The 20,883-nt window shown below is 71.4% G+C and carries 23 protein-coding genes; 18 read left to right on the plus strand and 5 right to left on the minus strand.

Annotated features, from left to right (window positions below):
* Positions 1-21 precede the first annotated feature (21 nt).
* Positions 22-1,521 (minus strand): ATP-binding cassette domain-containing protein, encoded by a 1,500-nt coding sequence (locus H6A23_RS01455; protein ID WP_353652986.1) that lies wholly within the window; start codon positions 1,519-1,521, stop codon positions 22-24.
* Positions 1,522-1,769: 248 nt separating this feature from the next.
* Here H6A23_RS01455 and H6A23_RS01460 point away from each other — a divergent pair, with 248 nt between their 5' ends.
* The 4 genes from H6A23_RS01460 to H6A23_RS01475 all read left to right on the plus strand — a co-directional run bounded on the left by H6A23_RS01460 (position 1,770) and on the right by H6A23_RS01475 (position 5,888).
* The gene (locus tag H6A23_RS01460) at positions 1,770-3,785 is read left to right on the plus strand and encodes a GTP-binding protein (RefSeq protein WP_204830415.1); all 2,016 of its coding nucleotides are present in this window, start codon (positions 1,770-1,772) and stop codon (positions 3,783-3,785) included.
* Between the two features lie 83 nt (positions 3,786-3,868).
* Positions 3,869-4,723 carry a substrate-binding periplasmic protein gene (locus H6A23_RS01465; protein ID WP_204830416.1) on the plus strand — a complete coding sequence of 285 codons (855 nt, stop codon included), beginning with the start codon at positions 3,869-3,871 and terminating at the stop codon, positions 4,721-4,723.
* A 19-nt stretch (positions 4,724-4,742) separates the two neighbouring features.
* On the plus strand, positions 4,743-5,387 hold the full coding sequence (locus H6A23_RS01470) for an amino acid ABC transporter permease (protein WP_204830417.1): 645 nt from the start codon (positions 4,743-4,745) through the stop codon (positions 5,385-5,387).
* Positions 5,388-5,402: 15 nt separating this feature from the next.
* Positions 5,403-5,888, plus strand: coding sequence for a GNAT family N-acetyltransferase (locus tag H6A23_RS01475; RefSeq protein WP_204830418.1), 486 nt, complete (start codon positions 5,403-5,405; stop codon positions 5,886-5,888).
* Positions 5,889-6,059: 171 nt separating this feature from the next.
* Here H6A23_RS01475 and H6A23_RS01480 read toward each other — a convergent pair whose 3' ends face one another.
* The gene (locus H6A23_RS01480; protein WP_204830419.1) at positions 6,060-7,058 is read right to left on the minus strand and encodes a VanZ family protein; all 999 of its coding nucleotides are present in this window, start codon (positions 7,056-7,058) and stop codon (positions 6,060-6,062) included.
* Between the two features lie 193 nt (positions 7,059-7,251).
* Between H6A23_RS01480 and H6A23_RS01485 the strand changes: the two genes are divergently transcribed.
* The 10 genes from H6A23_RS01485 (at position 7,252) to H6A23_RS01530 (ending at position 16,506) form a co-directional block, all read left to right on the plus strand.
* The gene (locus tag H6A23_RS01485) at positions 7,252-8,214 is read left to right on the plus strand and encodes an ABC transporter ATP-binding protein (protein ID WP_204830420.1); all 963 of its coding nucleotides are present in this window, start codon (positions 7,252-7,254) and stop codon (positions 8,212-8,214) included.
* The gene (locus H6A23_RS01490) at positions 8,211-9,002 is read left to right on the plus strand and encodes an ABC transporter permease (RefSeq protein ID WP_204830421.1); all 792 of its coding nucleotides are present in this window, start codon (positions 8,211-8,213) and stop codon (positions 9,000-9,002) included. Before H6A23_RS01485 ends, H6A23_RS01490 begins: the two co-directional genes overlap by 4 nt.
* Before the next feature lies 1 nt (position 9,003).
* The gene (locus tag H6A23_RS01495; protein WP_204830422.1) at positions 9,004-9,744 is read left to right on the plus strand and encodes an ABC transporter permease; all 741 of its coding nucleotides are present in this window, start codon (positions 9,004-9,006) and stop codon (positions 9,742-9,744) included.
* Positions 9,745-9,783: 39 nt separating this feature from the next.
* Positions 9,784-10,980: a sensor histidine kinase gene (locus H6A23_RS01500; protein WP_204830423.1), complete on the plus strand. Its 1,197-nt coding sequence runs from the start codon at positions 9,784-9,786 to the stop codon at positions 10,978-10,980.
* Complete coding sequence (locus H6A23_RS01505) at positions 10,977-11,654, plus strand: response regulator (RefSeq protein WP_204830424.1); 678 nt, start codon at positions 10,977-10,979, stop codon at positions 11,652-11,654. The genes H6A23_RS01500 and H6A23_RS01505 overlap by 4 nt, the downstream gene beginning before the upstream one ends.
* Before the next feature lie 125 nt (positions 11,655-11,779).
* Positions 11,780-12,979 carry an MFS transporter gene (locus tag H6A23_RS01510; protein ID WP_204830425.1) on the plus strand — a complete coding sequence of 400 codons (1,200 nt, stop codon included), beginning with the start codon at positions 11,780-11,782 and terminating at the stop codon, positions 12,977-12,979.
* 232 nt (positions 12,980-13,211) lie between these two features.
* Complete coding sequence (locus tag H6A23_RS01515; protein ID WP_204830426.1) at positions 13,212-13,655, plus strand: hypothetical protein; 444 nt, start codon at positions 13,212-13,214, stop codon at positions 13,653-13,655.
* Positions 13,652-14,602 carry a GNAT family N-acetyltransferase gene (locus H6A23_RS01520; protein WP_204830427.1) on the plus strand — a complete coding sequence of 317 codons (951 nt, stop codon included), beginning with the start codon at positions 13,652-13,654 and terminating at the stop codon, positions 14,600-14,602. The genes H6A23_RS01515 and H6A23_RS01520 overlap by 4 nt, the downstream gene beginning before the upstream one ends.
* Positions 14,603-14,724: 122 nt before the next feature.
* Positions 14,725-15,288, plus strand: coding sequence for a GNAT family N-acetyltransferase (locus tag H6A23_RS01525; protein WP_204830428.1), 564 nt, complete (start codon positions 14,725-14,727; stop codon positions 15,286-15,288).
* Positions 15,289-15,360: 72 nt separating this feature from the next.
* Positions 15,361-16,506 (plus strand): DNA glycosylase AlkZ-like family protein, encoded by a 1,146-nt coding sequence (locus H6A23_RS01530; protein WP_204830429.1) that lies wholly within the window; start codon positions 15,361-15,363, stop codon positions 16,504-16,506.
* A 4-nt stretch (positions 16,507-16,510) separates the two neighbouring features.
* Here the strand turns inward: H6A23_RS01530 and H6A23_RS01535 are convergent, their stop codons facing one another.
* Both H6A23_RS01535 and H6A23_RS01540 read right to left on the minus strand, forming a co-directional pair.
* Positions 16,511-17,047 (minus strand): hypothetical protein, encoded by a 537-nt coding sequence (locus tag H6A23_RS01535; RefSeq protein WP_204830430.1) that lies wholly within the window; start codon positions 17,045-17,047, stop codon positions 16,511-16,513.
* A gap of 2 nt (positions 17,048-17,049) precedes the next feature.
* Complete coding sequence (locus tag H6A23_RS01540; protein WP_204830431.1) at positions 17,050-17,673, minus strand: TetR/AcrR family transcriptional regulator; 624 nt, start codon at positions 17,671-17,673, stop codon at positions 17,050-17,052.
* Positions 17,674-17,813: 140 nt separating this feature from the next.
* Here H6A23_RS01540 and H6A23_RS01545 point away from each other — a divergent pair, with 140 nt between their 5' ends.
* Positions 17,814-18,416 carry a TetR/AcrR family transcriptional regulator gene (locus tag H6A23_RS01545; protein ID WP_204830432.1) on the plus strand — a complete coding sequence of 201 codons (603 nt, stop codon included), beginning with the start codon at positions 17,814-17,816 and terminating at the stop codon, positions 18,414-18,416.
* A 75-nt stretch (positions 18,417-18,491) separates the two neighbouring features.
* A complete protein-coding gene (locus H6A23_RS01550) occupies positions 18,492-19,133 on the plus strand; it encodes a class I SAM-dependent methyltransferase (RefSeq protein ID WP_204830433.1) in 642 nt (213 codons plus the stop codon).
* On the opposite strand, the gene H6A23_RS11775 is transcribed toward H6A23_RS01550, so the two are convergent.
* A complete protein-coding gene (locus tag H6A23_RS11775; RefSeq protein ID WP_204830434.1) occupies positions 19,096-19,344 on the minus strand; it encodes a type II toxin-antitoxin system RelB/DinJ family antitoxin in 249 nt (82 codons plus the stop codon). The two genes, H6A23_RS01550 and H6A23_RS11775, sit on opposite strands and share 38 nt — an antisense overlap.
* A 444-nt stretch (positions 19,345-19,788) precedes the next feature.
* On the opposite strand from H6A23_RS11775, the gene H6A23_RS01560 reads away from it, so the two are divergent.
* Positions 19,789-20,205 carry a TipAS antibiotic-recognition domain-containing protein gene (locus H6A23_RS01560; protein ID WP_286165714.1) on the plus strand — a complete coding sequence of 139 codons (417 nt, stop codon included), beginning with the start codon at positions 19,789-19,791 and terminating at the stop codon, positions 20,203-20,205.
* 17 nt (positions 20,206-20,222) lie between these two features.
* On the plus strand, positions 20,223-20,726 hold the full coding sequence (locus H6A23_RS01565; protein ID WP_204830436.1) for a GNAT family N-acetyltransferase: 504 nt from the start codon (positions 20,223-20,225) through the stop codon (positions 20,724-20,726).
* The last annotated feature ends 157 nt before the right edge of the window (positions 20,727-20,883 follow it).

Here is a 20,883-nt window from a genome sequence, read left to right on the forward strand (position 1 = left end):
GCGGGAAAACCCGTCCCCAAATCACTCACGCAGGTGGCCGTCGCGGATCTCCCAGGTGCGGGTGGTGCAGGCCGAGAGGAACCTCCGGTCGTGGCTCACCAGCACGAGCGCGCCGGGATAGGCGGCGAGCGCGCGCTCGAGCGCCTCGGTCGAGTGCAGGTCCAGATGGTTGGTGGGCTCGTCCATGACGATGAGCTGGGGGTGGCGCAGGATGCCCTCGGCCAGCATGAGCTTGCGGAGCTCCCCGGGGCTCGTGCGGCCGCCCTCGAGGATGCGGTCTGGGTCTGAGTTGAGCTGCGCCACCGTGGAGAGCACACGCCCGCGCTCGGCGGGCGCGAGGGCCGCCACGCGGGCGACCACGGTGTCGCGGGCCTCTGCCGGAAGCTCCTGCGGGATGTCCAGCACCTCCATGCCCTGTCCCGCGCCTGCCGCCTGGGCGAGAAGAACCCGCAGGTGCGCGAGCAGCGTGGACTTGCCGGCGCCGTTGGGCCCGACAATGCCCACGTGGTCTGTGCTCCCCACCCAGAGCTCGGGAATCTCGAGCGTGCCCTTCGGGCCGCAGGGGATGGTCGCGGCCGGCACGTGCAGCACCGTGCGGCGGCGCGCGGGCTCGGCGTCCATCCAGAGGTCGCCGTCGTAGCGCTTGGTCACGCGGGCCGCGGCAAGGCGCTCCTGCGCGGCGGCCACCCGCGCGTCCATCTGCGAGGAGAGCCGTCCTGCCTGCCCGTCCTTGCCGGTGAAGATCGCGAGGTCGACCTTGGCGCGTGCGTCGCGGTCGCGCGGGTCTAGGCCGCGCTTGCTGCGCCGCGCGTCGGCCCGGGCCGCCTCGTGGGCCCGCGCGTCCTTCTCGGCCGCCAGGCGCGCGAGCTCCTTCTTTGCGGCCGTGCGCTCCGCCGCGACCGTCGCGCGCTCGAGCTCCGCCTGGTCGTGCGCCGCGCTGTAGCCGCCCGGCCGCACGACGATGCCGCCGGGCTCGAAGGACGCGCAACGGCTGGCGAGCGCGTCCACGAGGTCGCGGTCGTGGCTTACGAGGATGCCGATGCCCCGGAAGCGCGCGAGTGCCGCGCCCAGCTCGGCGCGGGCGCCTGCGTCCAGGTGGTTGGTGGGCTCGTCGGCCACGAGCACGTCAGGACGGCCCCAGAGGGCCACGGCCACCTGCAGCTTCTTGCGCTCGCCAAAGGAGAGCTCGTCAAAGCGCCAGGGCATGTCGTCCTCGATGCGGAAGGCCTCGCGGAGCTCCCGGGCCTCGCGGCCGTAGTCCAGGGCAAAGTCGGTGAGCGCCTCGGGCGGCTCGTCGGCGTCCTGGGCCACGTAGGCGCAGACGAGGCCGCGCGTGACGGAGCCCGCGTCCGGCGTCAGCAGTCCGCAGGCGATTTTGGCCAGCGTGGTCTTGCCGCAGCCGTTGTCGCCCAGAAGGGCGGTCCAGCCGGTGGGGAAGGTGATGGTGACGTTGTCGAGGACGGCCTCGCGGGCCGCGGGATAGGCGTAGCGCACGCCGGAGAGCATCAGTTGCATAGACATCTCTTCTCCGTGCAAAAGTGACAGGCACCTTTGCACGGCAGGCACCTTTGCACATCGGGGTTTCTGATCGAGGATGTCTAGCGAATGCGCACGGCTCTCCTGCTCTCCGTCGGTCCGATGGCGGCGCCACCCGCGCTGCGGGGCCCATTCCCCGCTCGTCCGACGTGGCCAGTATGCCCCGGCGTGCGGCGCGGGTCAAGTATCATGCTGGAGTGACTCACAGGTGGCTAGAAGGACGGTGAGACTGCGTGAGACAGGCGGTCGTGGGGCTTCTGGCGCACGTCGATGCGGGCAAGACCACGCTCGCGGAGGCGCTGCTCGCCGAGGCGGGCGCCATCCGCACGGCCGGACGCGTTGACGGCGGCACCTCCCATCTGGACACCGACGCCATGGAGCGCGAGCGCGGAATCACGATCTTCTCGGCCACCGCCGCGCTCGACTGGGACGGCGCCCACCTCATGCTCGTGGACGCGCCCGGCCACGTGGACTTCTCCGCGGAGGCCGAGCGCACGATCGCCGCGCTCGACTGCGCGATCCTGGTGGTGGGCGCCAACGACGGCGTCCAGGGCCACACCGAGACGCTCTGGGACCTGCTCGCGCGGCACGAGGTGCCCACCTTCGTCTTTGTGAACAAGTGCGACCTGGAGAACCCGGGGCGAGAAGAACTTCTCGCCGAGCTTGTCACGCGGCTCTCGCCGGGCTGCGTGGACGCGGCGGCGCTGCTTGCCGGCGACGCCGCTGCGGTGGAGGACGCCGCCGCGACGGACGACGCCGCGCTCGAGGAGTGCCTGGAGACGGGCGCGCTCTCGGCGGAAACGCTGCGGCGCCTGGTGGCGGGGCGTGCCCTCTTTCCGGTGTTCTTTGGCGCGGCGCTGCGGGGCGGGGGCGTTCGCGAGCTGCTCGACGGCATGGTCGCACTTCTCGCCGAGCGCTCCTGGCCCAAGGAGTTCGCGGCGCGCGTCTTTCGCGTCTCTCGCGGGGCGCGCGGCGAGCGGCTTGCCTGGCTCAAGGTCACGGGCGGCACGCTGCGCGCGAAGATGCCGCTCTCGGGCGTGGGGCGCCGCGGCGAGCCCTGGGCCGAGAAGATCAACGAGGTGCGGCTCTATCAGGGTGCGAGCTTCGAGACCGTGCCCGAGGTGCCGGCGGGCCGCATCTGCGCCGTCACCGGGCTTTCGCATGTCATCCCCGGCAGCGCCCTCGGCGCGGAGCCGGAGGGCGCCTGCCCCGTGCTCGCGCCGGTCCTCTCCTACCAGGTGATTCCCGAGCCCGGGGCAGACGTCACGGCCCTCGTGCGGGCGCTTCGCGAGCTCGCGGACGAGGACCCGATGCTCGGTGTGAGCTGGCAGGAGCAGCTCCAGGAGGCGCACGTCCAGCTCATGGGCGAGGTCCAGCAGGACGTGGTCGCGGCGCTCCTGCGCGGGCGCCACGGCCTCAACGTGACCTTCGGCCCCGGCGGCATCCTCTACAAGGAGACCGTGACCGCGCCCGCCGAGGGCGTCGGCCACTTTGAGCCGCTGCGCCACTACGCCGAGGTCCGCGTGCTCGTGGAGCCGACGGCCCCTGGCGCCGGCGTGGAGTTTGGCACGCGCTGCTCGACGGACGAGCTGGACCTCAACTGGCAGCGCCTCATCCTCACCAACGCGCAGGAGCGCGACCACCTTGGCGTGCTCACGGGCGCGCCGCTCACGGACGTGCGCGTCACGCTGCTTGCGGGCCGCGCGCACGCCAAGCACACCGAGGGCGGTGACTTCCGCCAGGCCACCTACCGCGCGGTCCGCCAGGCGCTCATGGGCGCGCGCGAGCGCGGTGAGTGCCGGCTCCTGGAGCCGTGGTACCGCTTTCGCCTGACCGTGCCGTCAGACCGCGTGGGCCGTGCGCTCACCGATCTCACGCGCATGGCGGCCGACTTTGCGGCGCCGGCGGCGACGGGCGACGTGGCGCGCATCACGGGTGAGGTCCCGGCCTCCGAGGTGGGGGAGTACGCGCTCGAGGTCGCGCGCTACACGGGCGGTCGCGGCCGCCTCTCGCTGGAGCTCTCCGGGTATCGCGCCTGCCACAACGCCGACGAGGTCATCGCCGCCGCGGCCTACGACCCAGAGGCCGACCTCCCCAACACGCCGGACTCCGTCTTCTGCAGCCACGGTGCCGGCCACACCGTCAAGTGGCGCGACGTGCCGGCCCACGCGCACACGGTCGTGGGCCCCGCTCGCCTGCGTCCGTACCGGGCCGCCGACGCCACGTTCTTCTCGCGAAACATCGCGTGACCGTCGCGTTTCGTCCCTTGACAGCGGCGCGAGGCACGCTAGGGTTGCCGATGTGGGTAATCAATGGGAGAAGGGGCACTCGCATGACGTCAGCAACATCGGCTCGGGTGGCGCATGGTCTGGGCAGGAGGTCGTTCCTGGGCCTCCTGATGGCGTCGGGCGCGCTCGCGCTCGTCGGCTGCTCCTCGGGGACGTCGGCCGCAGACGTGCCCTCCGATGGCGTCGACGGCGTTGAGGGCTCCCGCCTCACCTTCATCGGGGACGACAACTTCAAGCCCTATCGCTACGTCGAGACCGCAGACGACGGCAGCAAGAAGACGGTAGGCCTCGACATCGCGGTGGCCGACGAGCTGGCCTCCCGTCTCGGCTTCACCTACGAGTTCAGGCCCATGTCCTTCACCGGCACGCTGCCCGCCATCCAGAACAAGCAGGCGGACTTCTCCATGGCGCTTGCCTCCAACCCGGAGCGCGAGGAGACCTTCGACTTCACGCAGGGCTACTACCAGCCGCGCGTGGGCGTGCTCACGAAGGAGGGCGCCGAGCTCAGGGACGCGGACGCGCTCGACGGGTGCCGCCTCTCCTGTATGACGGGCACGGTCCAGAACCAGATGCTCACCGAGCTGTGCCCCGCCGCCCAGATCTCCACCTACGACACCGCCGACCAGGCTATGCAGGAGGTCGTGGCCGGCCGCGTGGACGCCTACGTGTGCGACGGCGCCGAGGGCGACTCCATGGCAAAGGCCAACCCGGGCCTGGCCTGCACGCTCCTGCCCGACGACGAGACGAGCGACTACGTGGGCGTCTACCGCATCATGGGCTGGAAGGGCGCGCCCTTCATCCCCGCCTTCGACGGCGCGCTCGACGACATGAAGGCCGACGGCACCCTCGAGGAGCTCATACACACCTGGGTGGGCCCCGACTTCTCCTACGGCGCCTAGCGCGGCTGGCGAGAAGAACGTGCGCTTTGACCTGATCGCCCCCTACGCGGGGATGTTTCGCGACGGCCTGGTGGTGACCCTCCAGTTCACGGGTCTCTCGCTCGCGGTGGCGCTCGCGCTCGGCGCCGTGCTCGCGCCGCTCAAGCTCGTGCGCTGCCGACCGCTCGCCTGGGTGCTCCGGCTCTACACCTCGCTTGCGCGCGGCATCCCGCTCATGGTGCTGCTCTTCCTCGTCTACTTTGCCACGCCGCAGCTCACGGGCTGGGCCATCACGCCGCTCCAGGCGGGGGTGGCCACGTTCGGCCTGGCGGGCGCGGCGAACGTCTCCGAGGTCCTGCGCGGGTGCATCCAGGGCGTTGACCGGGGGCAGTACGACGCCGCGCGCTCGCTGGGCATGACATTTTCGCAGGCGATGCGCCACGTCATGGTGCCCGAGGCCCTGCGCTCGGCGGCGCCCGCCCTCGTCAACGAGGCGATCACGATGCTCAAGGGGTCGGCCCTCGTCTCCACGATCGGCGTCGCGGACACGCTCAAGGCGGCCACCACGGCACAGGCCATGACCTTCCGCTCCTTCGAGCCGCTCATCGTGGCTGCGATCATCTACTACGTGCTCGTGGTGGCGCTCACCGTGCTCGGCGGCGTGCTTGAGCGGCGTCTTGCGTGAGAGGGGAGTCGTAACATGGGGGATAGCCCACAGTTCAGGTCCGCCGAGCGCGCCGACGTGCCGCTCATCCTCGCGTTCATCCGCGAGCTCGCGGACTACGAGGGCATGCTCGCCGAGGTCGTGGCCGACGAGGCCACGCTCGAGGAGCAGCTCTTCGACCGCCGCGCCGCCGAGGTGATCTTTGCGCTGGAGGACGGGCGCGAGGTGGGCTTTGCCCTCTTCTTCCACAACTTCTCGACCTTCCTTGGCCGGGCGGGCCTCTACCTGGAGGACCTCTACGTGCGGCCCGAGTGTCGCGGGCGCGGCTACGGCAGGGCGCTGCTCCGGCGGCTCGCGCGGATTGCCCTCGAGCGCGGGTGCGGCCGGCTCGAGTGGTGGTGCCTGGACTGGAACCGCCCGAGCATCGACTTCTACCTCGCGATGGGCGCCGAGCCCATGAGCGACTGGACGGTCTACCGCGTGGCCGGCGACGCCCTCGCGGCGCTCGCCGCCCAAGGCTGACGCCCGGCGAGAAGGACGACGCCCCGCGCGTCCTTCTCGCTCTCCCCATGCGACCTCAAATCTGGCTGCACCGTTTTGGCCGTTTGGACCCCTCCAGGGAGCCCCAAACGGCCAAAACGGTGCAGCCAGACTTGATGTGAGCCGACAGCCGGGACGGCATCGGGCACCGCCCTAGACGAGGTCGTACGGCATCTGCCTGGCCACCAGGTAGAAGAGCCCCAGCACGGGCCATGCGAGCGAGAAGAACAGGCAGCTCGCGCCCAGCACGGCGACGCGCAGCACGTAGAACGCCGCGCGCCGCGCGCCCGTGCGCTCGCGGCTCTCGCAGCTCATGCGCACGAACGCCCCGCCCGGCGTGGAGCCGCCGTGCCGCCACGGCCGCACGCCCTCGACCCACACGAACGCCGCGCCCGCGAGCAGAAGGACCCAGGGGCCGTCGGCCAGGCGCTCGCCGCCGGCGACGTCGCTCAGCACGAGCGCCAGCGCCGCGCCGCCGCTCACCGCCACAGTCGAGACGAGCGTCATGTCCAGCCAGAACGCCACGCAGCGCCGGACGAGGCCCGGCGCGCGCGTGACCTCGCCCTCCTCGGCCAGCGCCCCGGGCGGCAGCACGCGTGCGAGCGCGGCCGCGCAGGCCCACCCCAGCGCCGCGCCACACGTGTTGTAGATGAGGTCGTCCACGTCCGCCGTGCGGTAGGCGTACGGGTAGAGGCCGAAGAGCCCCGTGCCCTGCGCGGCCTCGATGGCAAGCGATGCGAGCAGGCCCGCGGCGACGGACCGCCAGAACCCCCAGCGCAGCAGGCGCCCCGCGATGAAGCCGAGCGGCACGAAGAGCGCCACGTTGAAGGCGATCTGCGGCAGCGTGCTCACGCCCTCGCGCAGGAAGTCCCCCACGAAGGCCAGCGGGTCGAGCTGCCAGGGGATGCCGTAGGTGATGCCGGGGCCGGAGCTGCCCTCCGGCAGCGGCCAGAGCGTGAAGCACCCCAGGCCCAGCACATAGAGGACCGCAAGGTAGGTGGAGACGACCGTGCCAAAGCGCAGGCGCCCGTCTCGGTGGTAGACCCATGCCAGGATCGGCAGCGTGAGCGCGGCCGAGGCCAGCGGCCAGAGCGACACCGCCGCGAGGAAGTTCTCCGTATAGTCGGAGAGAAAGCGTCTGATGAGATTCATGCCGTCCGTTCTTCTCGCCCGTCTTTCCTGAGCCTCATTGTTCCCCGCCGGGGGTGTCCGCCGCCATCGAAGTTCCTTACGGTTTCGCAAGCCTTGTCACCCCAGGGTGTCAGTGCCGGCGGGGACCCCGAGCGCGCCGGGGAGGTCCGGGGAGACTGTCTGCGTACCGCACAGCCATGACGAAAGGGGAGAGATGGACGCTGCGATGCAGGGTGCACATGCCGCGCCGGCCGCCTCGGGAGGGATGGCCGTCACCACGGCGGGCCTCACCAAGCGCTACGGGGACGCCTGCGTGGTCGACCGCGTGAGCCTCGCCGTGCCCGAGCGCGCGGTCTACGGCTTTCTGGGGCCCAACGGCGCCGGCAAGTCCACCACGATGAAGATGCTCCTGGGGCTCGTGCACCCCACGGAGGGCTCGGCCACGGTCCTGGGCACGCCCATGACCCCGGAAAACCGGCTCGAGGTCCTGCGGCGCGTGGGCTCGCTCATCGAGAGCCCGAGCTGCTACCCGCACCTCACGGCGCGGGAGAACCTGGAGATCGTGCGCCAGCTGCGGGGCCTGCCCTCCTCTGAGATCGACGAGGTGCTGAAGATCGTCCGGCTTGACGCGCCGTCGCTCAGGCGCAAGCGCGTGGGGAACTTCTCGCTCGGCATGAAGCAGCGCCTCGGCATCGCCGCCGCGCTCATGGGCAGGCCGCCGCTGCTCCTGCTCGACGAGCCCACCAACGGCCTCGACCCCTCGGGCATCCACGAGATCCGCGCCCTCGTGCGCGAGCTTCCGCGTATGTTCGACATGACGGTCGTCGTGTCCAGCCACCTGCTCTCCGAGGTCGACCAGATGGCCGACCACGTGGGGATCATCCGCAGGGGTCAGATGGTGTGGCAGGGCCCGCTCGCCGAGCTCCACGCGCGCGGGCGGCGCTGGATAGCCCTGCGCACGACGGACAACGCCCGGGCGGCAGAGCTGCTGCCCGGCGCGCAGGTGGACCCGGACGATGCCTCCTATCTGCGCGTGCGCGCGCTGGACGACGCCGCGGCGGCACGGATCAGCCTGGGCCTCGCCAACCGCGGCATCGGCCTTGTGCGCATGGAGGAGCACGAGGACTCGCTCGAGGACATCTTCCTCAGGCTCACCGGGATGGAGGAGACGCTATGACGGGCGAGAAGAACGCGGCGCTCGCCGCCGCGCCGCGGCCGGGCATGGCCCGCCAGGTCCTGCTCGAGTTCGGGAAGAGCCGGCGCAAGCACCTCTGGCTCATCTGCGCCGCCATGCTCGGCGTGCTCCTGCTGTGGTTTGGCTACCAGTCGTCGCGCCAGGTCGGGCACACGACCGACTACCGCGCGCTGCTCTACAGCCTGCCCGTCGTCAACGCGATCTTCCTCCCGCTTCTGTCCGCCGTGGTGGCCTCGACCGTCTGCGACGTGGAGAACCGCGCGAACATGTGGAAGGAGCTCCTCACGATGGAGCGCGCGGAGGACCTCTTCTGCGCGAAGTGGCTCACCTGCGCCCTCGTGATGGCCGCCGTGGTGACGGCCGAGGTCGCGGCCGCCTCCGCCATCGGCGCCGCCGTGGGCTTCCGGGAGATTCCGGTGGGGGAGCGCTTCGTGCTCTGGGTCTCGACGCTTTCCGTGTGCCTCTTCGTGACGACGGTCGTTGAGTGCCTCTGCCTCTTCATCGCCAACCAGTTCGCGCCGCTCGTCGTGGGCGTGGCGCTGTCGTTTCTGGGGCTCTTCTCGATGTACCGGCCGCCGGCCTTCTCGATCCTCGTGCCGAGCTCCTACTTCGGCCTCATGTCAACCGTGAGCATGTCCTACGACGCCGCCGCCGGGGTCGCGAGCTTTGGCAGCGTCGCCTGGCCCGTGGGCTACTTCGCCGTCATCGTCCTCATCACCGTCGCCGCGTTCGCGCTGTCGCTGCGGGCCTTCATGAGAAGGGAGCTCTAGCATGCTCGTCTCCTGCATCCGCGCGGAGCTGATCAAGCTCCGCCGCGCGCCGATCTGGGTGGCCTTCGTGGCGCTCCCCGGCGCCTCGGCGCTCATCGGCTGCGCCAACTACCAGATGAACCTCGGGGTCATCACCCCCGGCTGGGCGAACCTCTGGACCCAGCAGACGCTCTTCGTGTGCTACTTCTTCCTGCCGGCGCTCATGGGCGCGGGGTGCTCGTTCCTGTGGCGCCAGGAGCACCTGGGCTCCAACTGGAACGAGTTCATGGTGCAGCCGGTCCCCGTCCTGGACCTCGTGCTCGCCAAGTTCTGCGTGGGCGCGCTGATGTCGCTGCTCGCCTTTGCGTCGATTGTCGTGTTCTACGTGGTCGGGGGCGTCGCGCTCGGAGTGCCCGGGGAGATGCCGGTGGCGCGGATCGCGGAGTACGTCACGCTCGGGATCTTGGGCTCGCTCGTCATCGTGGCGGTCCAGCTCGCCGTCTCCATGGTCGTGCGCAACTTCGCCGCGCCGGTGGGCGTGGCCCTCGCCGGGGGCGTGTCGGGCCTCGTCGCCACCATGGTGGGCTGGGGCAACGTCTGGCCCTACTCCCTGATTCAGACCGGCATGAACTCGAACACGATGGTCGACCTGTCCGCCATTGGCGTTGCCCAGATTGTGGTCCTCTCGGCCGTGTACTCGGCGCTCGCCCTTGCGTGGGCGTGCCGATGGCTCTCGCGCCGCGACGTCGTGGCGACGAAGTAGTATGTGGGTGACGTGGCGTTCGGTCGGGGGGCACGGGGCATGACGGAGCGGGGCCGCATACGGGAGCGCGTCGTCGCCTGGGGCGAGCGTCCCCAGGCGCGCCTCGTCGCGCCGGTGGTCTGCGTGGTCTTTGAGGCGGTCTTCCTTACCCGTTATATCTCCTTCCTGTCCGGGGACTATGACCCCGCCTCCGTGTGGCTGCTCCTGTGGTGCGTCGCTGCCGTTCTCGCGTGCGTCTTCCTCCGGGGGCGTTACCCCCTCGGCGCGCTGCTCGCCGCCTGCGCCTGCGCGGCGGCGTGCGCGCACGTCGACGAGGGGAACTACACGAGCGTCCCGCTTCTGGTCCTGCTCTACGGGGTGGTCGCGCGGGCGGACTGGCCGCGGGCGGTGGCGGCCGTCATCGCCGTCATCGCCGCGTTCTGGGCGCCCGTCCACCTTGCGGGGGAGGGGGCCCTCGCCCTCGTGCACCTCGAGTGGACCCTGGCCGTGGTCGCCGCCGCGCTCGTGTCCCGCACGCTGTGGACCCGCCGTCAGGCGGCGCGCGAGCTCGAGGGGGAGCGCCTCGCGCGCGAGCGGGCGGCGCGCGAGCGCGACGAGGCCGAGGCGCGCAGCCGCATCGCGGCCGAGCTGCACGACTCGGTGGGGCACGACCTCACGGCCATCATCGCGCTTTCCGAGGGACTCGCAGGCGCCACGGGCGACGCGGTCATAGACGACGCAATCGCGCGCATCAACGACCTGGCCCGCGCCGGGCTCGCGGACACGCGCCGCGCCGTGCGCTCGATCGGGCGCCTGGGGGCCGTCCCGGTGGAGGGCCCCGAGCGCCACGGCTGGGACGACCTCGCCCCGGCGCTGGCGGACGCCCGCGCGACGGGCCTGGCCGCCGCGCTCACCGAGACCGGGGCCCGCCCGCACGACGACCCCGCCCAGGCGGACCTCGCGCTTCGCGTGAGCCGCGAGGCCGTGACCAACGCGCTGCGCCACGCGCGCGGGGCCACGCGCCTCACGGTCTCCTGGGACCACGGCGCGGACGGGGGCTGCGTCGTGACCGCGCGCGACAACGGGCGGCCGGGCGAGAAGGACGGCGCGCCCGCGGCCTCGGACGGGACCGGCCTCGCGCGCCTGCGCGCCGAGGTGGAGGCGGCCGGCGGGTCCTTCTCGGCAGGGCCCGGCGAGGGCGGCGGCTGGTGCGTGCGGGCCGCGCTGCCGAGGATGGCGCGAGAGGGGGACGCGTGACGAAGATCGTGGAGGTCATGCTCGTCGACGACCAGGCAGAGACCCGCCTGGGCTTCTCGCTCATGCTGCGGCGAGACCCGACGCTGCACCTCTGGGGCCAGGCGGAGAACGGGCGCCAGGCGGTCGACGCCGTCGACCGCGCCGCCGCGGCGGGCCGGACGCTCCCCGACGTCGTGCTCATGGACGTGCGGATGCCCGTCATGGACGGCATCGACGCCTGCGCGCTCATCTGCGCGCGCCACCCGGAGGCGCGCGTGCTCATCCTCACCACCTACGACGAGGACGACTACGCCTTCGGTGGCCTGGAGGCGGGCGCCTCGGGGTTTCTCCTCAAGGATGTCCGCGCCCGCGAGCTCATCGACGCGGTGCACGCCATCGCCGAGGGGGACGCCGTCCTCACGCTGCGCGTCACCCGCGCGGTCCTCGAGCGCGACGTCCCCAGGGTCGTCCCCGGCTCCGAGCGCGAGCGCCTGCGCCGGGCCTTCCGCCGGCTCACCGGCCACGAACGGAGGATCTGCTCGCTCATAGCCGACGGCCTCTCCAACGCCGAGATCGCCGAGCGCCTGGTTATCCAGCCCGCCAGCGCCAAGCGCGCCGTCTCCCGCATCCTCGCCAAGCTGGGCATGCGCGACCGCACGCAGATTGCCGTCTCCTGGTATCGGGCGGGGCTGTAGGGCGCCCGCGGCCCGGGCCCTGGCGAGAAGGACCGTCCGCGCGTCGCTTGCCTCGCTCCCCGAGCGCCGCTATCATGGTGTGGAAACGTTTCCATTCCGAGAGCGCCAAAAGGGGAGGAGCGTCCGTGTCCACCGTTCTTCTCGTTGTCATCTACGTGGCCTTTGTGGGTCTGGGCATCCCGGACTCGCTCTTTGGGGCAGCGTGGCCCGCCATGCACCCCGACCTCGGCGTCCCGGTCTCGTGGGGCAGCGCGGTCACGATGGTCACCTGCTGCGGGACCGTCGTCTCCAGCCTCTCCTCCGCGGCGCTCATCGGCCGCTTTGGCACCGGGCGCGTCACGGCCGCCTCCACGGCGCTCACCGCGGCGGCGCTCGCCGGCTTTGCCGTGGCGCCGGGCTTTCCGTGGCTCTGCCTGCTGGCGATTCCCCTCGGCCTCGGCGCGGGCGCCATCGACACGGCGCTCAACAACTACGTGGCCCTGCACTACAGGGCCACGCACATGAACTTCCTCCACTGCGCCTACGGCGTGGGCATTACGGTGAGCCCGTTTCTCATGTCGCTCGCGCTCTCGGGCGGCACGTGGCGCGACGGCTACCTCGAGGCGGCGGCCGTCCAGGCTGCGATCATGGCGGCCACGATCGCGATCCTGCCGCTCTGGTCCCGCGTCGGCCATGAGGAGCCGGCGGGCGAGAAGGGCGACGACCCCGCGCCCCGCTCCGCGAGCCCGCTCGCGCTCGTCCGACGCCGCGACATTCGCCTGGCCTGCCTCGTCTTCATGGCGTCCGTCGCCATCGAGGGCGTCTGCAACACCTGGTGCGCGAGCTATCTCGTGAGCGCGCGCGGCATGGCGGCCGGCGCCGCCGCCGGCATGGTGACGGTCTACTACGTGGGCGTGACGGCGGGGCGCTTCCTCTCCGGCGTGCTGGCCAACCGGCTTACCAGCAAGCAGCTCGTGGGGCTGGGGCAGGCGGTCACCTTCGTGGCCGTGCTCGTGCTTCTCGCCCCGCTGCCGCTGGCCGCCGCGCCGGCGGGCCTCTTCCTCGTGGGCTTTGGCAACAGCCCGCTCTACCCCAACATGCTCCACCTCACGCCCCGCCTCTTTGGGCGCGATCTCTCGCAGGCGGCGATCGGCGTGCAGATGGCGGCCTCCTACGTGGGCTCCCTCACGCTGCCGCCGCTCTTTGGCCTTCTCGCGGAGCGCATGGGCTTCTGGCTCTTCCCGGTGGCGCTGCTCGTGCTGTCCGTGGTCGTTCTCGCCGCGTTCCTCGGCCTCATGGCGCTCAAGGGGTGGAGGCCGCGCCGGCCGGGCGACGGGCGCGCGTAGCTGCGGGCGCCTCGCCGGGGGCCTCGCTCTGCGCCGCTAGGCCAAGACGGTCGGCGGGCTCTTCTCGAAGCCGCTTGACCGGACTCGCCCTGGTCCAAAGAATCAAGACAATGCGCGAGCTTGCCGCATCAGTCGCGCTATGCTTCTCGTGAAGGCGGACGGCGAGAAGGACGGTGGGACATGGCCGACATGCGATGCGCTGGGTCGGGCGTCCCGTGCGAGGTGAGCTGACGTGCGCATCTACAAGGGCAATCCCGAGCTTGTCTTTCGCGGGAAGGTGGCGCCGTGGTACGGCGCGCTTTCTGGTCTCGTGGCCGCGGTGGCGGCGATTCTGGCGCTGCAGCCCGGGATGCCGGCCGGCGTGCCGGCGGCGCTGCTCGTCGCTGGCGCCGTCGTGCTGTGGCCGGCGGTGGTTCGCAACCGTGTGGAGCTCTATGCCGACAGACTTGAGATCGTCTTTGGCTGGGCGCGCACGATCATCCCGTACGAGCACGTGACGGGCGTGCGCCCCTACACGGGCTCGTCTGAGCAGTTCACCGGCAACAAGTGCACGGCGGCGCTCGACGGCGTCTTCATCGAGGCGCCGCGGGACGGCGACGCCGCGGTCTCGGTGATCGGCAACGACAACCTGATGGGCGAGCTGCGCCGGCGGGCGGGGCTCGGCGAGCAGCCGTGAGGTGCACGTCAGTCTATCGCTCCCCGCTGGGGGAGATGCTGCTTGCGAGCGACGGCTCCGCGCTCACCGGGCTCTGGTTCGAGGGGCAGCGCCGCTTCGCCGCGGGCTTGGCGCCAGACGCTCGCGCCCGCGACGGCCTGGCCGTCTTCGATGAGGCGCGCTCATGGCTGGACGCCTACTTCACGGGCGGCCGCCCCGATGCCGTGCCGCCGCTCGCGCTCGTGGGCACATCGTTCCAGCGCGCCGTCTGGGACGAGCTGCGCCTCGTGGGGAGCGGCCAGACCGTCACCTACGGGGAGCTGGCGGCTCGCGTGGGCCGGCTTCTGGGCCGCGCCACCTCGCCGCGGGCGGTGGGCTCGGCGGTGGGACGCAACCCGGTCTCTGTGATCGTGGGCTGCCATCGCGTGCTCGGCGCTCACGGCGCGCTCACCGGCTACGCGGGCGGCCTCTGGCGCAAGCGGGCCCTTCTCGCCTTGGAGCGCGAGGGCCTGGTCGTCGCCGAGGCCCCCGAGCGCCCCGCGGCCCTGCTGCGCGCGCTCGCCGACGTCTGGGAGCGCTCGGTCCGCGCGACGCACGACTTCCTTCTGCCCGGCGAGGTGGGACGGATGCGGCCCATGGTGCCCGACGCAATCGGTCACGTGCCGCTTCTTCTCGTCGCGCGCCGGGCGGACGCGCCGATCGGGTTTCTGGGCATGGACGGGGACTTCGTGGAGATGCTCTTCGTGGACCCCGCGGAGCGTGGGAGCGGCGTGGGGCGGCTGCTCATGGAGCGGGCGACGGAGCTTCTCGGGGCGCGCGAGGTCTCGGTGAACGAGCAGAACCCGCAGGCGGTGGGGTTCTACGAGCACCTGGGCTTCTCGGCGTATCGCCGCACGTCCACGGACGATGGCGGCCGCCCCTACCCGCTGCTCTACATGAGGCTCGCCCCAGCGGCCCGCGGGAGGTGAGCGCTCGCGGCTCGCCTGGGCCGGGCAGCCGTCCCTTGGCCGATGCGGGGAGGCCGCGCCCGCGCCCGACCATGGCATACCCTAGGACGGGAGGACAGCCGTCGAGAGAGAGGGGGGGCATCGTGGAAGAGGGACGGATGGAGACCAAGAGGCTGGTGCTCCGCCGCGTGCGCCCGGAGGACGACGCGCCGGCGCTTCTTGCCATGCTCTCCGACGAGCGGGTGACGCGCTTCCTGCCCCTGTTCTCGCTGCGAGACGAGGGCGAGGCGCGTGAGTTTGCCGACCGTCGCCTGGCCGACCCGCTGAGCCGCGTGGTCTGCCGCCGAGAAGAGCCCGACGAGGTGATCGGTTACGTCACGCTCGCGGAGGACGACGCGCACGACCTGGGATACGCCCTGCGCCGCGACTGCTGGGGGCGTGGGTTCGCGCGCGAGGCGGCGTATGCCGTGATCGGGTGCGCCCGGGCGGCGGGCCTCGCCTTCCTCACCGCGACGCACGACGAGCTCAACCCCGCGAGCGGGGCCGTCATGCGCGCGTGCGGGCTCACGTATCGCTACTCGTACCGGGAGCTCTGGCAGCCCAAGAACTACGAGGTCACGTTCAGGATGCATCAGGTGGACCTCGTGCCGGGCGCGCCCGAGTACCGTGGCTACTGGGAGCGCCACCCGCGGCACTGGGTGGGCTGATTCGCGCGCGGGACCGCGCCGTCGCGTCCGGCCGTCGCGCTACCATGGGAGCATGACGAGAGAGGAGGCCCCATGACCACGCCCGCGCGACCCGACCTCACCCGCGGCGAGCTTCTCGCCGTCACGCTCGACCGCCAGCACCTCCTGCGCCGCGACGCGTCGTGCGTGCAGGTGGCATCCGACCTGCTGGGCCTCCAGGCGCAGTTCTCGACCGGCCCGCGCGACGCCCTGCGCGCCCGAGCCAGCGACTTCTCGCCGCAGGGCTGGGACCGCGGGCTGGTCAAGATCTGGTCGCACCGCGGCACCATCCATGTGGTGCCCGCTCGCGAGCTGTGGCTGCACCTCTCCGCGCGCGACAACCGCGGCCCGCTCGCCGACCTCTGGGACGGCTGGGGGATCCCGGCCGGGGAGGCCGAGCGCTGGGCGGACCTCATCCGCGCCGAGGTCTCGTCCGGCCCGCGCGGACGCGAGGAGCTCAAGGAGGCGTGCCGCGCGGCGGGCATGTCTGATTGGCTGCTGGAGCGCGTGTTCAACGGCTGGGGCGGACTGCTCAAAGAGATGTGCGACCGCGGGATGCTCGTCTACGAGGCGGGAACGGCCAAGCGCTTCGCCGCCGTTCCGGAGGCTCCCGAGTGGCTCCCGCGCGACGAGGCGCGCGCCGAGCTCGTGCGCCGCTACTTCGAGCGCTACGGCCCCGCAACCATGCAGGACTGCGCGGCCTTCCTGGGCTACCGCGCCTCGGAGGTGGCGTCGCTCGTTCGTCGCTCGGCGCTTCCGCTGCGCGAGCTCACCTGCCGGGGCGCCACGCTCTCCTACCTCGGGGAGCTGCCCTCCCCGACGGAGGCGCGCGTGCCCGGATGCGTGCTGCTCGCCCCCTTCGACCAGCTCGTGCTCGGGTACCGCGACCGCTCGCGCCTCATCGACGCACCCGACCTGCCGCGCGTCACCAACCGGGCGGGCATCGTCTTCGCGGCGGTCCTCTACCGCGGTCGCGCCCGCGCCCGCTGGAGGAGGGAGGGGAGGCGCGTGACGGTCACGGAGTTCCGCCCGCTCTCGGACACGGCGCGCGCCGCGATCGCGGGCCGCGTGAGGAGGTTCTTCTCGCCGGAGCGTATGGAGGTTCGCTTTAGGGGCGAGAAGGACGTGCCGGCCCCGCGCCCCTTTGACACGGACGGCCTCCCGAGCGAGCTGCGTGCGCGCGGGGGAGCGGAGGGGTAGCGGCTCAGCCCTGCAGGTGCTCGAGCACCGGCTGCAGGTACTCGCGCCGCGTGCCGTCAAAGCCCTCGCGCATGGCGTCGAGCGCGAAGGTGACGCGCGGGTCGGTCCTGGCCGCCTTGGCCTGCATGCGGAAGAACGCCCGCATGGCCAGCCTGTCGAGCGCGCACAGGCGGTCGAAGTCAAAGCCGCCCTGGCAGTAGAAGCGCGCGAGGTCGGGGTAGCGGTCCTGCGGGAACGCCTGGTCGAAGGCGGCGTCAGTCTCGCTCTTTGGCCACTCGTCGCTCGGCATGGGGTAGGCCCCCACGCCCACGACCACGTAGCGGCGCTCGGGGCGCCCGTCCATGAGGTCGCGCAGCCAGCGCGCGCCCTTGAGCCCTCCCGCGTGGAACCAGCTGAGAAAGACGAGCGTCCCCGCGCTGTCCACGGAGGACGAGGCGCGCTCGTCGAACGGGACGGCCCTGGTCCCGAGGGACTCCGCGAGCCAGCGCGCGTACCTCTCGGTGAACCCGGTCTGCGAGCAGTAGACGACGGCGGTGCTCATGCTCACTCCTTCGCTCGGTGCTGGGCGAGAAACGCCTTGAGGTGCCGCCCCACGAGCCCGCGCGCCCGCGGCCAGGGCATGCCCTCGCAGAGCGCGAGGAACACGGGACCGTGGAACTGGCGGGCCGCGAGGTCGACGTCGCAGGGGGAGAAGAGGCCTGCGTCGACGAGGCGCGAGAAGATCGCGCGCTGCAGCTCGAGCGGCCGCTCCATGAAAACGGTGCGGTAGAGCTCGTCGCAGCGGGGGTCCGTGTGGCGCGCCCCCTCGAGCACGTGGCGCAGGCACGTGATGCCGGCGTCCGCGAAGAGGGGCTCGTAGCTGGCGAGAACCACCTCGGCGAGCGCGGGCCCGTCCGCGAGGTAGGCGCTCGCGTCGTCGGTGGGGTGGGCGAGGGCGCGGCGGGAGCGCAGTGCCTGCGTCAGGCGGTCGAGCTGGTGGGCCACCGCCGCGTCGAAGATGGCCTGCTTGCCGGGGAAGTGGCTGTAGAGCGAGGCCTCGCGCAGGCCCACCGCGGCCGAGACGTCGCGCATCGTTGCCGCGGCATAGCCCTTCTCGGCAAACACCTCGAGGGCGCGCTCGCAGATGAGGCGCTTGGTGTCGCGCGTTGGCCCGGACGGACGTCCCATGCAGCCTCCCGTGGTCGTCAAAACCTAGTATACGATAGGTTTACGAGAAGGCAAGGCAACGTGACGGCAGGACTCCGTCGAGACATCTATTGACCAATGTTCAATAGAGTGCTAGCCTCCGAAACGAGGGGGTGGCGCGCATGACAAGAACCGTGAAGGAGCCCGAGGAGCGCAGACGCGAGCTCTTAGCCTGTGCGATGCGACTCTTCGCCGAGCAGGGCTACGACAACGTGTCCGTGCGCGCGGTGGCGCGGGCTGCGGGAGTGGCGCCCGGCCTCGCGTACCACTACTTCGACTCCAAGCAGGCGCTCTTCTCCGCCGCGATCGAGGACTACGCGCGCCGCTGCGCGGAGCGCGTGTGCGAGGCCCTTGACGAGCGGGGACCCTCGCTCGACGAGAAGCTCGGGCGTGCGCTCGAGGCGGGCGCCGCGCACGGCGGCTTCCCCTACGCTGCCTTCTTCCACGCTGAGGGTGCCGGCGCGCTGCACGACCGGCTCTCGCTTGCCATGTGCGAGGCGGTGCGGCCGCACCTGCGCGCCGCGCTCGAGCTCGACGCGGCGGAGCGGGGGGCGTCTGCCGCGGACGCGGATCAGCTCGCGGCCATCATGACCTATGGGTGCGTGGGGCTCGCGAGCGGCCCGGGCATGCCGGACGAGGCCGCGCTCGCCGCAGCGCATCGCTACCTGCGGGCGCTTCTCGCCGAGTTTCGCGCGACGGGCGCCGCCAGCACCGGCCCAAGATAGGAAAACCGCCCCGGCCTGGTCCGGGGCTCTTTTCGAGACGCTGTATTGAACATTGCTCAACAAGAGGAGACGGAAATGGACGAGAAGAACGCCGAGCTTCTGCGCGGCCGCTCGCGCGCCGCGTTCGACGCGCAGGCCGCGACCTACGACGAGGGCATGGAAGGCGACCATGCCCGACGTCTCTACCAGCACGTTGTTGGCGAGGTGACGTGCGCCGTGGCGGGCATGCCGGCCCCGCGCGTGCTCGACCTCGGCTGCGGAACGGGCGCCCTGGCAGCGCGCCTGCTCGACGCGATCCCGGGCTGCTCCCTCACGGGGGTGGACCTCTCGCAGCGCATGGTCGAGGTGGCCCGCGCGCGGCTGGCGGGACGAGCCGAGGTCCTTCTCGGCGACGCGGAGCGCCTACCCTTCCACGACGCCGCGTTTGACATGGTGGTCTGCAACGACTCGTTCCACCACTACCCGGACCCGGAGAGGGCCGCGTTCCAGGCGTGGCGGGTGCTCGCGGCGGGAGGCGCTCTCGTGATGGGTGACGTCTGGCAGCCCGCGCCGGCCCGCGCGCTCATGAACGCGTGGATGCCGCGCTCGCGCGAGGGCGACGTCCGCATCTACTCCGAGACGGAGCTGCGCGACGTCCTGGGCACGTGGTTCAGCCGGGTGAGCTGGCGCCGCGTGGGCGTCACCGCCTGCGTGGCGGTGGCGCGCAAGGACGCGTGACGCGCGGGCCTAGCATCTCGGCGACGTACTCCGCCTCGGTAGGGGTGCGCTTGCGAACGGCAAAGGGGAAGCAGCTCTCCTTGGCAAGGCGCTTCGTGAAGACGGTGAGCGCCGAGGCGGGCGTGAGCCCGAGCTCCTCCGCGGGTGCGTCGAAGGCGCGCTTGAGGTTGGCATCAACGTGATTGCCAAGAGATGCGGCTGATGCTGTCATAATGCTTGCGATCAAATGACTTGTAAGTTGCGGGATACGGGGTGCACCGCATGCGTCCTCTGCGCAAAGCGTCTGGAGGTCGATTCTTTCGAACGCGCTGCCGGTGAGCCCCGAAGCTGCGACATGCCCAGCGACTGGGCTGCCGCGGCGATTCCGGCTTGGTCGCGCGTCATAGTGAGCGCGCACACAGGAGCGAAATGACTCTCACTAAGCGGGCGCGGAATAATAACCCGCCCACGGAGGCGGTCGATCAAATCTCAACTGGGCAAACGTCGCCTTCACAAATCCAAAGGCGGATTAATTTCTGCGCCCCATGCCAAGACCCTTCGTCGCGCCAGGTCTCACAATGTCTCCAGGAAGCGCAGCGAGAGCATGGGCGAGGCATCAGGGGACGGCGTTCGCCACAAGGAGGCTGCGCTGGCCCCAGAAGAAAGGAATGAGGGCATGGGCAAATACGAGGCGCTCAAGCGCAACGCGATCGAGGAGAACGAGCGCATGTACGGCCGCGAGGCACGAGCGCGCTACGGGGACGATGCGGTGGACGCTGCAAACGAGCGGCTGGCCTCGCTCTCCCGCGACGAGTGGGATGAGAAGGATCGGCTCGAGCAGGCCATCAAGGAGCAGCTGCGCGCTGCCATGGCGACGGGTGACCCGGCGGGTGACGCTGCCCGTGAGCTTGCGCAGATGCACGAGAGCTGGATTCGCCTGCACTGGGGAGAGGGGCACTACTCGCGCGAGGCGCATTGCGGTCTCGCGCAGATGTATCTTGCGGACGAGCGCTTCCGCGTCTACTACGACACGGGGGCGGGCGAGGGCGCGACGGAGTTCCTGGTCGCCGCACTCGAGTCCTACCTGGCATAGGCGGCAGGAGGGGCTTTATGTGCGAGAAGAACGTCGGTCCCGCGCTTAGGCTCGCGCCGCTCTCCTTGCGCGACGCGGCCGCGGCGGCGGAGCTCTTCCGCGAGACGGTGCACGCGGTCAACGCGCGCGACTACACGTCCGAGCAGCTGGACGCGTGGGCTCCGGGCGGGGCGGTCCCAGCGCATCGCTTGGCCGAGCTCCTGCTCAGGCAGGGTGCGCTCGGCGCCTGGGACGGCAGCGCCCTCGTGGGCTTTGGCAGCCTCGAGGGCGCGGACCTTCTCGACATGCTCTTCGTGCACAGGGACCATCAGGGACGAGGCGTGGCGCGCCTGCTCGCGGGGGCGCTCGAGCGCGATGCGCGGGACCGGGGCGCACATGCGGTCCGGACCTTCGCGTCCATCACGGCGCGTCCGTTTTTCGAGCGCCAGGGCTACGTCGTGCTGCGCGAGAATGTCGCCGTCCGCGCGGGCATGCAACTTACGAACTTCCTCATGGTGAAGGACCTGCACCTCGAGCGATAGCCCGACCCGATGCTTCTCTCGCTACTCGTTCAGCTTGCCCGCCACGAGGATGGGCACGAAGAACGCGGCGCAGCCGAGAAGCCCGATCGTGGCGCCGGGGAGCACGTCTCCGAGCGCGAGCTCGAGCACGGGAATGAGGATCGCGCCGACCGCGGCG

Origin of the sequence: Olsenella uli, assembly GCF_016900775.1 — a bacterium.
Classification (GTDB): Bacteria; Actinomycetota; Coriobacteriia; order Coriobacteriales; family Atopobiaceae; genus Thermophilibacter; species Thermophilibacter uli_A.

Coding starts and splice junctions, on each gene's coding strand:
- H6A23_RS01455 (WP_353652986.1), bottom strand. CDS start 1,521: ATGTCTATGCAACTGATGCTCTCCGGCGTGCGCTACGCCTATCCCGCG.
- H6A23_RS01465 (WP_204830416.1), top strand. CDS start 3,869: ATGACGTCAGCAACATCGGCTCGGGTGGCGCATGGTCTGGGCAGGAGG.
- H6A23_RS01475 (WP_204830418.1), top strand. CDS start 5,403: ATGGGGGATAGCCCACAGTTCAGGTCCGCCGAGCGCGCCGACGTGCCG.
- H6A23_RS01480 (WP_204830419.1), bottom strand. CDS start 7,058: ATGAATCTCATCAGACGCTTTCTCTCCGACTATACGGAGAACTTCCTC.
- H6A23_RS01485 (WP_204830420.1), top strand. CDS start 7,252: ATGGACGCTGCGATGCAGGGTGCACATGCCGCGCCGGCCGCCTCGGGA.
- H6A23_RS01490 (WP_204830421.1), top strand. CDS start 8,211: ATGACGGGCGAGAAGAACGCGGCGCTCGCCGCCGCGCCGCGGCCGGGC.
- H6A23_RS01495 (WP_204830422.1), top strand. CDS start 9,004: ATGCTCGTCTCCTGCATCCGCGCGGAGCTGATCAAGCTCCGCCGCGCG.
- H6A23_RS01500 (WP_204830423.1), top strand. CDS start 9,784: ATGACGGAGCGGGGCCGCATACGGGAGCGCGTCGTCGCCTGGGGCGAG.
- H6A23_RS01530 (WP_204830429.1), top strand. CDS start 15,361: ATGACCACGCCCGCGCGACCCGACCTCACCCGCGGCGAGCTTCTCGCC.
- H6A23_RS01535 (WP_204830430.1), bottom strand. CDS start 17,047: ATGAGCACCGCCGTCGTCTACTGCTCGCAGACCGGGTTCACCGAGAGG.
- H6A23_RS01540 (WP_204830431.1), bottom strand. CDS start 17,673: ATGGGACGTCCGTCCGGGCCAACGCGCGACACCAAGCGCCTCATCTGC.
- H6A23_RS01545 (WP_204830432.1), top strand. CDS start 17,814: ATGACAAGAACCGTGAAGGAGCCCGAGGAGCGCAGACGCGAGCTCTTA.
- H6A23_RS01550 (WP_204830433.1), top strand. CDS start 18,492: ATGGACGAGAAGAACGCCGAGCTTCTGCGCGGCCGCTCGCGCGCCGCG.
- H6A23_RS11775 (WP_204830434.1), bottom strand. CDS start 19,344: ATGACAGCATCAGCCGCATCTCTTGGCAATCACGTTGATGCCAACCTC.
- H6A23_RS01560 (WP_286165714.1), top strand. CDS start 19,789: ATGGGCAAATACGAGGCGCTCAAGCGCAACGCGATCGAGGAGAACGAG.
- H6A23_RS01565 (WP_204830436.1), top strand. CDS start 20,223: ATGTGCGAGAAGAACGTCGGTCCCGCGCTTAGGCTCGCGCCGCTCTCC.